General features: G+C 70.2%; 11 protein-coding genes and 1 pseudogene. 9 read left to right on the top strand and 3 right to left on the bottom strand.

The genetic code is table 11. The features are described 5' to 3' along the window. Positions 1-96: pseudogene (locus tag RCO28_RS35550) on the top strand (IS982 family transposase); the annotation flags it as partial. Positions 97-124: 28 nt separating this feature from the next. Here RCO28_RS35550 and RCO28_RS35545 read toward each other — a convergent pair. Next, positions 125-442: a cupin domain-containing protein gene (locus RCO28_RS35545; protein ID WP_282536474.1), complete on the bottom strand. Its 318-nt coding sequence runs from the start codon at positions 440-442 to the stop codon at positions 125-127. A gap of 70 nt (positions 443-512) precedes the next feature. On the opposite strand from RCO28_RS35545, the gene RCO28_RS35540 reads away from it, so the two are divergent. The 6 genes from RCO28_RS35540 to RCO28_RS35515 all read left to right on the top strand — a co-directional run bounded on the left by RCO28_RS35540 (position 513) and on the right by RCO28_RS35515 (position 4,551). Then, positions 513-893, top strand: coding sequence for a phage holin family protein (locus RCO28_RS35540; protein ID WP_282536394.1), 381 nt, complete (start codon positions 513-515; stop codon positions 891-893). 21 nt (positions 894-914) lie between these two features. After that, positions 915-1,412, top strand: coding sequence for a low molecular weight protein-tyrosine-phosphatase (locus RCO28_RS35535; RefSeq protein WP_308945498.1), 498 nt, complete (start codon positions 915-917; stop codon positions 1,410-1,412). An 11-nt stretch (positions 1,413-1,423) separates the two neighbouring features. Beyond that, positions 1,424-2,611: a cystathionine gamma-lyase gene (locus RCO28_RS35530; protein ID WP_308945500.1), complete on the top strand. Its 1,188-nt coding sequence runs from the start codon at positions 1,424-1,426 to the stop codon at positions 2,609-2,611. Between the two features lie 40 nt (positions 2,612-2,651). Continuing rightward, positions 2,652-2,804 (top strand): hypothetical protein, encoded by a 153-nt coding sequence (locus RCO28_RS35525; RefSeq protein ID WP_308945497.1) that lies wholly within the window; start codon positions 2,652-2,654, stop codon positions 2,802-2,804. A 97-nt stretch (positions 2,805-2,901) separates the two neighbouring features. Then, a complete protein-coding gene (locus RCO28_RS35520) occupies positions 2,902-3,807 on the top strand; it encodes a LysR family transcriptional regulator (RefSeq protein ID WP_308945496.1) in 906 nt (301 codons plus the stop codon). 261 nt (positions 3,808-4,068) lie between these two features. Continuing rightward, positions 4,069-4,551 carry an NUDIX hydrolase gene (locus tag RCO28_RS35515; RefSeq protein ID WP_308945495.1) on the top strand — a complete coding sequence of 161 codons (483 nt, stop codon included), beginning with the start codon at positions 4,069-4,071 and terminating at the stop codon, positions 4,549-4,551. A gap of 33 nt (positions 4,552-4,584) precedes the next feature. On the opposite strand, the gene RCO28_RS35510 is transcribed toward RCO28_RS35515, so the two are convergent. Continuing rightward, positions 4,585-6,366, bottom strand: a complete 1,782-nt coding sequence (locus RCO28_RS35510) for a globin domain-containing protein (protein WP_374991311.1) — start codon at positions 6,364-6,366, stop codon at positions 4,585-4,587. A gap of 486 nt (positions 6,367-6,852) precedes the next feature. Between RCO28_RS35510 and RCO28_RS35505 the strand changes: the two genes are divergently transcribed. Beyond that, positions 6,853-7,389 carry a DUF2269 domain-containing protein gene (locus tag RCO28_RS35505; RefSeq protein WP_308945493.1) on the top strand — a complete coding sequence of 179 codons (537 nt, stop codon included), beginning with the start codon at positions 6,853-6,855 and terminating at the stop codon, positions 7,387-7,389. A gap of 5 nt (positions 7,390-7,394) precedes the next feature. Further along, positions 7,395-8,261, top strand: a complete 867-nt coding sequence (locus RCO28_RS35500; protein ID WP_308945492.1) for a GNAT family N-acetyltransferase — start codon at positions 7,395-7,397, stop codon at positions 8,259-8,261. A gap of 100 nt (positions 8,262-8,361) precedes the next feature. On the opposite strand, the gene RCO28_RS35495 is transcribed toward RCO28_RS35500, so the two are convergent. Next, on the bottom strand, positions 8,362-9,567 hold the full coding sequence (locus tag RCO28_RS35495; RefSeq protein WP_308945491.1) for an MFS transporter: 1,206 nt from the start codon (positions 9,565-9,567) through the stop codon (positions 8,362-8,364). Between the last annotated feature and the right edge of the window lie 118 nt (positions 9,568-9,685).

Here is a 9,685-nt window from a genome sequence, read left to right as displayed (position 1 = left end):
ACCGGCCAACGCCTCCTCGCCCTCGCCACCGCCATCTGGCACAACTGGACCACCGGAGCCGCAATCAAACGATCCCTGATCGCCTACGACCACTGAGAACTTCGGACTCACACATCTAGGGGTCTCAGCCCTCGGGCGGGGAGAAGACAACGAGGACGCGCAGATCCTCGCTGATGTGGTGGAAGCGGTGCGGGACTCCGGCGGGCACATAGACGACGCTGCCCCGGCTGACGGTCGTGGTCTCCGTCCCCACCGTGATCGCGGCCCGGCCGCTGGCAACGAAGTAGACCTCGTCCTGGTGGTGCGGCTGCTGCGGGTCGGTCTCCCCCGCGTCCAGCGCGTACAGGCCGACCGACATGTTCCGCTCCCGCAGAAACTGCAGGTAGGCCCCCTGATTCTCGGCCCGCTCGACCTCGAGCTCGTCCAACCGGAATGCCTTCATCACGCTGCCCGCCCTCACTACCGCCGCACGCCGGTGTCCGGCGCCGATCACGTCTGCCACGATCAGACACATGAAGAATTTTGTAGTCAAGACGGTCGCCAACACGGCGGCCCTCGCCGTCGCCATCTGGCTCCTTGACAAGATCACGCTCACCGGGCACAGCACTCCCAAGAAGGTGATCACGCTCGTCCTCGTCGCCCTGGTCTTCGGCGTCGTGAACGTGCTGGTCAAGCCGCTCGTGAAGCTGCTGACCTTCCCGCTGTTCGTGCTCACGCTCGGCCTGATCACCCTCGTGGTGAACGCCCTGATGCTTCTTCTCACCTCGTGGCTCGCCGAGCAGCTCTCCCTGAGCTTCCGCGTCGACGGCTTCTGGACGGCCGTACTCGGCGGCTTGATCATCAGCGTCGTCTCCTGGGCGATGAACGTGGTCCTGCCCGACAACAAGGACTGACGAAGGGCTGAACGCACGACCATGAACGACCCCTTCCGCGTCTGCTTCGTCTGCACCGGCAACATCTGCCGGTCCCCCATGGCCGAGGCCGTGTTCCGCGCGCGCGTCGACGAGGCCGGCCTTGACGGCCTCGTCGAGGTGGACAGCGCCGGGACCGGCGACTGGCACGCGGGCGACGGAGCGGACCCGCGCACGGTCTCCGTGCTGCTCTCGAACGGCTACGAAAGCGCCCATGCGGCACGGCAGTTCAGCGCCGACTGGTTCGCCCGGCTCGACCTGGTGATCGCCCTCGACGACGGACACCTGCGCGAACTGCGCCGCCTGGCTCCCACTCCGGCCGACGCAGCCAAGGTGCGGCTGCTGCGCTCGTACGATCCCGCCGCCGTGGATCTCGACGTTCCGGATCCCTATTACGGCGGTACGGACGGTTTTGAAGAGTGCCTCGAACTGGTCGAGGCCGCGTCCCCCGGACTGCTCGCCGCGGTCCAGGAGGCGCTCACGGAGAGGGGTGCGGCATGACGGAACACTCGATGCAGGGCTCGGCGCCCGGCTCGACTCAGGGCTCGGTTCCGGGCTCGGCGGGGGACGGCACCCGGGCCGTGCGCGCCGGGCTCCCGGAACCCGTGAAGCACGAACCGACCCTTCCGGGACCGGTGTTCGCCGCCCACTTCCACCTGTCCGGCGAGCCGACCGGGCCCTATACGTACGGCCGCGACGAGAACCCGACCTGGACGCTCCTGGAGCGTGCCATCGGCGAGCTCGAAGCACCGGGCACCGAGGTGGAGACGCTCGCCTTCGCCTCCGGGATGGCCGCGATCTCCGCCGTGCTCTTCTCGCAGCTGCGCGCCGGCGACATCGTGGTCATGCCCGACGACGGCTACCAGGCTCTGCCGCTCGTGCATGAGCAACTGCGGGCGTACGGCGTGGAGGTGCGCACCGCGCCCACGGCCGGCGACGCCCAGCTCGACGTCCTGGAGGGCGCGAAGCTGCTGTGGATCGAGACGCCGTCCAACCCGGGGCTCGACGTCTGCGACCTCCGCCGCCTTCTGGCCGCCGCACATGAGCAGGGCGCCAAGGTAGCTGTCGACAACACCCTGGCCACTCCGCTCGGGCAGCGTCCCCTGGAGCTGGGCGCGGACTTCTCGGTGGCCAGCGGCACCAAGGGCCTCACCGGCCACGGCGATGTCCTCCTCGGATACGTCACCGGCCGGGACGCCGAGGCGATGGCCGGAGTGCGCCGCTGGCGGAAGATCGTCGGCGCGATCCCGGGCCCGATGGAGGCCTGGCTCGCCCACCGTTCCCTGGCGACGCTGCAGTTGCGTATCGACCGTCAGGTGGAGAACGCCCTGGCCGTCGCGGAGGCACTGCGCAGCCGCGACGAGGTGAGCGGGCTGCGCTACCCGGGGCTGCCGGACGACCCCGCGCACAAGATCGCCGCCCAGCAGATGCGGCGTTTCGGCAGCGTCGTCTCCTTCACGCTGCCCTCGCGCGAGCGCGCCGAGCGCTTCCTGGCCGCGCTCCATCTCGTCGAGGAGGCCACGAGTTTCGGTGGCGTACGGTCCACCGCCGAGCGGCGGGCCCGCTGGGGCGGCGACGCCGTACCGGAGGGCTTCATCCGCTTCTCCGCGGGCGCCGAGGATCCGGAGGATCTGGTGGCCGATGTGCTGCGGGCCCTTGACGAGACCGCTGACGACACCGCTGACGGGACCGCGGGCTAGGCACTGATACGTGTAACAGACGGTCCGAGCCTCCCCCCTCGTGGCTCGGACCGTCTCGGTTCCGCATCCGGAGATCACCGCGGAGCCCGTGGAGCCCGTGGAGTCCGTGGAGCCCGTGGAGTCCGTGGAGCCCGCCGAGATCACCGCGGAAATCGCTGCTTCCGTATGCGAAGAACCGTCCGTACAAGGCTAGTTGACTCTGTGTCAGTGTCCAATCACGGTAGCGACAGAGACCTATCGACTTATTTATAGTTGGGTGCCTGCGGGGGCTTGAGGGGAGTGGGCATCGCATGGACCTGGCCTTGTTGCGCACGTTCGTGACTGTGCACCGGGCCGGCTCCTTCACCCGCGCCGCCGCGCTCCTCGGCCTCTCCCAGCCGGCCGTCACGTCCCAGATACGCACGCTGGAACGGCAGTTGGGCCGCCCCCTCTTCCTCCGCCAGGCGCGCGGTGTCACCCCCACGACGATCGGCGACGAGCTCGCGCACAAGGCCGCACCGCATCTGGACGCCCTGGTGGAGATCGCGGAGAGCGGGCCCGACGAGGAGTCACCGGCTCGCACCCTGCACCTCGCGGGCCCACCGGAGTTCACCGCGGAACGCGCCCTGCCCGCGCTCACCGCCCTCACCGGCGAGGACGGCCAGGGCTACGCGCTGCGCGCCTCGTTCGGGACGGCCGAGGAAGTGCTCGAAGGGCTCGCCGCCGGCCATCACGATCTGGCCATCTCGACCGCCCGCCCGCGTGGCTCCCTCCTCACCGCGACTGCGCTCTGCGACGAGGAGCACGTCCTGGTCGCCTCCCCGGAGCTGGCCAAGCGGCTCGGTCCGGCGGAGCTCGGCCCCTGGGGCGCGCCCGATCTCGGGGCCCTGCCGGTGGTCGAGGTGCACGAGTCGCTGCCGCTCGTCACGCGGTACTGGGCCGCGGTCCTCGACTCCCGGCCCGCCGCGTCCGGCGCGGTCGTCGCACCGGATCTGCGGGCCGCCCTCGCCTGTGTCACGGCGGGCGCGGGGCTAGCCGTACTGCCGCGCTATCTCTGCGGGGAGGCCCTGGAGCGGGGGGACGTGGTGGCGCTGCTCGACCCTGATGTACCTCCGCTGCGCACGTATTTCCTGGTGGTACGCACCGGCACGCTGGCGATGCCGCACATCGCGCGAGCGCACGAGTGGCTGCTGCGCGCGGCCGCGGATTGGTGCTGACACTCGGACCGGGCTGACGGGCGCAGCCGCCGGAGGTGCTGGTCGATGTTTCACGTGGAACAGGCCGGACCGTGCCTTCGTGGAACAGGCCCGACCGTGTTTCCGTACAGCAGGCGCGGACCGTGCCTTCCGGGGAACCGGGCGGACCGTGCTCCCGTGGAACAGACGCGGACCGTGCTTCCGGGAACCTGCTCGCACCGTTTTCCCGGGAACCTGCCCCCACCGTGTTTCACGTGGAACATGACGGGCCACATTTCTTCCATGACCGTCCGACCCGTGGTCAAGCGCACCGCCCGAGCCGTCCTCCTCGACGGCAACGACCTGATCCTCATCAAGCGCACCAAGCCGGGAGTGGATCCGTACTGGGTCACGCCCGGCGGGGGAGTCGAGCCCGAGGACACCACCGTGGTCGACGCCCTGCACCGCGAGGTGCACGAGGAACTCGGCGCGAAGATCACCGATGTGGTGCCCTGCTTCGTCGACACCGTGGAGCACATCGGCGCGGACGGCGGCGCCACCGGCGTGAAGGTGCAGCACTTCTTCGTCTGCCGCCTGGAGTCCATGGACGCCTCGCAGCGGCACGGCCCCGAGGTCGAGGACCCCGCGGGCGAGTACGAGATCGTACGGATCCCCTTCACACGCGTCGGTATCGCCTCGGTCCACCTGGTCCCGCTGTCGCTGCGCCACTACCTCGACGGCAACATCGAGGGCGTACGGGCGATGCACGCGCCGGACCTCGGCTAGTGCCTGTCGGTTCCCTCGCGCCCGGTCGCTTCCTCAGCCGCCTGCTGCGACGAGTTCCTCAAGCGAGTCGTGCCGGATGCGGTTCGCCGGAATGCCCGCGTCCCGCAGGACGTGCACGCCGTTGCGGATCATTCCGGGCGGGCCCGAGAGGTAGGCGTCGTAGGCGTCCCACGGGCCGAACTCCCGTACCGCGTCCGGGAGCTGGCCGTGCTGGTCGAATCGGTCGATCACGGGGCGGACCGACAGCCACGGATGCGTCTGCTGGAGCTGCAGCATCGTGTCGATGTCGTACAGATCGTGGTCGCTGCGGGCGCCGTAGAAGACCTCGACCGGGCGGCGGTCGCCGTGCTCCGCGACGTCCTCAACGAGTGCCTTGATCGGGGCGATGCCGGTGCCGCCGCCCAGACACAGCAGGCCGTTGTGCCTGCCGTGGTCGACGGTCATATTGCCGGCGGGCGGGCCGAGGCGGACGGTGTCGCCGGGGCGGGCTCGGTGCACCAGGGCGTTGGAGACCCAGCCCGCGGGGACGGCCTTGACGTGGAAGGTCAGCAGCCCGTCGGCGCGGGGCGCGGAGGCGAAGGAGTAGTGCCGCCACACACGCGGCCACCACGGGGTCTCCAGGCTGGCGTACTGCCCGGCGAGGAACGGGTACGGCTGGTCGGGCCGTACGGTGATCACGGCGATCTCGGGGGTCCGCAGATCGTGCGCGACGACCTCGCCGAACCACCAGGCGGGCGCGCGCCGTTCGTCCTCGGCGGCCGCGTCGATCATGATCTGCGAGATCGTCGTGTACGTCCGCACCCAGGCGGCCTCGGTCTCCTCGTTCCAGATGCTGCTCGCATAGCGGCTGAGCGAACCGATCAGCGCCTCGCCGACCGCCGGGTAGTGCTCGGGCTCGGTGCCGTACTTGCGGTGCCCGCGGCCGAGGTTCTTCAGGTACGAGACCAGAACCTCGGTGTTGTCGAGGTTTTCGGCGGCGGTGAGCAGTGCCTTCAAGAGCCGGTCGCGCTGGGTGTCCATCGAGGCCGGGAACAGCATCCGCAGGTCGGGGTGGCGCAGGAACAGCAGCGCGTAGAAGTACGAGGTGACCTTGTCGGCGACGGGTCCGACTTCGGCCATCGTGCGCTGGATGAGGAGCGCGTCCGGTGAGGGCTGCTCGGAGACCCTCGCGGTGGGCGCGGCGGCTGCCGCCGGTGGGGTCGCGGCGGGCGGCCTGACAGCGGTGCCCGGTCCCGCGGCGGGGTCGGCGGGCGGGGCGGTGCGCGGACCGGAATCGGCGGCCGGGGCGGTGCGGGCAGCGGCGGGCGCCTTGGCGAGCGCGGTCCCTGCGGACCTGGAGAAGAACGACGAGGCGGGGGCAGGGGCGGCGCCCGCCGCGGACGCACTCGGCTGCGGGCTCATCTCCTCGGCCGGCCGCCTCGCCTCAGGAACCCGGCCGGGACCGCCTTCGGGCATCCGACTGCTCTCAGGAGCTCGGCCGCTATCGGGAACTCGGCCACCCTCAGGAGCTCGGCCACCCTCAGGAGCCCGGCCGCTCTCGGGAACTCGGCCGCTCTCGGGTATCCGGTCCTCTGCCGGGCGGCGCTCAGGTATCCGCCCGTCGCGCCATGGGCCCTCGTACGTGGGCGGGGGCTCCGGTGCGGACTGCTCCGGCGCCGACTGCTCCTGCACGTACTGCGTCTGCGAGGGCTGCTCCGCCGGTGCCGCCGGATTCTTCTTGCGCGGGGTGAACCAGCCGCCCCCGTCATCGCCAGAAGAGCCGTTGTCGGCCGACTTGGTGGTCGGAGCGTCCATTCTGTGCCTCGCCTCGAACATCTTTCGGTCGGTCTGTGCACTTTCCGTAGGGAAAAGCGCTGGTCTTTCCCCGCTCTGCACTCGAAGAAATGGGGCCCTGGGCCACATTGAACCTTGGCGTACAGCCCATTACGGACGAGTAGGTAAGAATGTGATATTGCCCGCAACCCCGCCCCCGCAGGCTGCCACCCGTGTTTTCCCTGGCCTCAATGCCCTTCTGCCGCGTGCCCGCGCCTAGCGCCCCCTGTTCAACCGGAGTCGACCATACCGGCAGTAGCAGAGCGCACAAGCCCCTCACCCCACGTTCGGAATTCGTCGGGACGATCCGCGTAATTTCTCAATTGCCCCTCTGCGCACGTCATTTCACAAGACACCCTCGGTACGCCTCCGCCACCAGCCACGCCCCACGCAGTGCGCAGCAGCAGAGGCGGTACGCCCCCGTGAGTACCCGTGCTTACTCCCCACGTCAGACGCGCGCACCCGCGCCGCAGCGGGACCGTGTTTCACGTGAAACTCGACCGCCCCGCACGACGGGCCACCCTCGCTGTCCATGTAGTCGCCGCCGCCGGCTGGCTCGGGCTGACGCTCGGTCTGCTGGCCCTCGCGATCACGGCGATCACCACCGACTCCCCGGCGATGACCGAGGCCACCGTCCGCTCCATGAAACTCTTCGCGGACTGGCTGGTCATCCCGCTCGCTCTGCTCACCCTGCTGAGCGGCCTCGTCCTGTCCCTGGGTACGCCCTGGGGACTCGCACGGCACCGCTGGGTCTATACGAAGTTCTGGCTGACCCTCGCCACCACCGCCGCGTCGGTCTTCGCGCTGCGTCCGGGCGTCACGAGCGCCGCGGAGACGGTCGCCTCGGGTTCCCCGCTGGTCGACCCCTCGGATCTGGTGGCCGGCCCCATCGTCTCCCTGTCCGCGTATCTCTTCATGACGGTGATCTCCGTGCTGAAGCCCTGGGGCCTGACGAAGCGTGGCCGAAAGCACCGGCCCACATCACGTAATGCGGTGGACGGCAGGGGCGTACGTCAGACAGCCTGACCCGCGTGTCGACACCTTCGCTCTCCACGCTGCCCGTCCGCCGACTCACCCCGCGCGATCTGACCGCGTGCGCGGACCTCTCCGAGAATCGCGGCTGGCCCCGCGAGGAACACAAGTGGGGCCTGCTGCTCTCCGCCGGCACCGGCCATGGCATCGACGACCCCGAGGGCGGTCTGGTCAGCGCCTGCGTCGTCACGTCGTACGGCCCTTATGAGCGGCCGGAGTTGGCGGCCATCGGCATGGTCCTCGTCGCCGAACGCCACGCACGCCAGGGCGTCGCCCGCCGACTGATGCGGCATGTCCTCGACGCCGTCGGCTCGACCCCGCTCACGCTGCACGCGACGGAGTACGGGCGGCCGCTGTACGAAGAGCTCGGTTTCAAGACAACCGGCCGCGCCGAGATGCTGCGCGGCCCCTTCCGCCCCTCGGGCCCGGCCCCCACCGTGCCCACCCGGCCCGCGACCGCCGAGGATCTGCAGGCGATCCTGCGCCTGGACGGCGAGGTGTTCGGCACCGACCGGACCCCCATGATCACCCGACTCCCCGCCTTCGCCGACCAGTTGCGGGTCGCCGAGGACGGCGGCGAGATCATCGGGTACGCGGCGGCCTGGCCGAACATGGACACGCATGTCGTCGGCCCGCTGATCGCGCGGGACACGGAGACGGCCAAGGCCCTCGTCGCCGACCTGGCCGCACACACCGACCGGCCGCTGCGTACCGATATCGACGTACGCCACGAGGAGCTCCTGGCATGGCTGAAGCCCCAGGGCCTGGAGTCCTGGGGCTTCAACTCGGTGATGACGTACGGCATCCCCGACCTGCCCGGCGACTGGACGCGACGCTTCGCGCCGCTGACGGTCGCCGCCGGCTGAGCGGGCCCGACCGGCGATTCGACCACCGCGCCGACCGGCAGGCCGCCGTGTCGCCCGGCCGCCTTGTCGACGGCTGCCGTGGCGGCCGACCGCCTGCGCCTCAGCCGACGAGTGCGTCCTGGTCGGCCGGGGTCCCGGAGGCGACGACCCGGGTGGTGCCGGACGCGCGGCGCTCCAGTACGGCGGAGAGCACGGCCAGGACGAGGGCGGACGCGGCGAGCACGGCGCCCACCCAGTTCGGCGAGGTGAAGCCGAACCCGGCCGCGATGACCAGGCCGCCGAGCCAGGCGGACAGGGCGTTGCCCAGGTTGAAGGCGCCGATGTTGACGGCCGAGGCCAGAGTGGGAGCGCCCGAGGCGTGGTCGAGGACGCGCTTCTGGAGCGGGGGCACGGTCGCGAAGCCCAGGGCGCCGATCAGCATGATGGTCACGGCTGCGGTGATCTTGTTGTGCGCGGTGAGCGTGAACAGGGCGAGCACGACGGCCAGCGCACCGAGCGAGATGGAGAGCAGCGGCATCAGGGCGCGGTCGGCGAACTTGCCGCCGACGAGGTTGCCCGCGACCATCCCCACGCCGAACAGGACGAGCAGCCAGATGACGGAGCCATCGGCGAAGCCGGCGACCTCGGTCATCATCGGCGTGATGTAGGTGATCGCGGCGAAGACCCCGCCGAAGCCGAGCACCGTCATCGCCATGGCGAGCAGCACCTGCGCATTGCGGAACGCGGCCAGCTCATGGCGCAGCCGTACGCCCTCGGGCCCCGGCATGTCCGGGACCAGCTTGGCCACACCGAGCAGCCCGAGCACGCCGAGCAGGGCCACGATGCCGAAGGTGACGCGCCAGCCCATGCTCTGCCCGACGAACGTGCCGAGCGGGACGCCCACGACATTGGCGACGGTCAGGCCGGTGAACATCATCGCGATGGCGCCTGCCTTCTTCTCGGGCACGACCAGATCTGCGGCGACGACCGAACCGATACCGAAGAACGCACCGTGCGCGAGTGAGGCGACCACGCGGCCGGCCAGCATCACGCCGAAGGCGGGGGCGAGGGCGGAGAGGACGTTGCCGACGATGAAAAGCACCATCAGGAGCATCAGCATCCGCTTGCGCGAGATCTTCGTGCCGAGCGCCGTCATCAGCGGAGCGCCCAGGACGACGCCGAGCGCATAGCCCGTCACCAGATACCCGGCGAGCGGAATGGAGACGTCGAAGTCGGCCGCCACCTCGGGCAGGAGCCCCATGATCACGAACTCGGTTGTGCCGATACCGAAGGCCCCGATCGCCAGGGCGAGGAGTGCGAGAGGCATGGGGGTTCACCTTCCCAGAGGGTGTGCCGGTCAGAGGAGTGCCAGGCGAATGCCAGAGGCGGTCAGGGTGTGCCTGCGGCTCACAAGCGCAAGATGCGCCTGCACCTTACGAGCGCCC

It is taken from the genome of Streptomyces sp. LHD-70, from assembly GCF_031157275.1.
Classification (GTDB): Bacteria; Actinomycetota; Actinomycetes; order Streptomycetales; family Streptomycetaceae; genus Streptomyces.
Note: the sequence above shows the minus strand (reverse complement) of the source record. Positions and strands in the feature narration are given on the sequence as shown.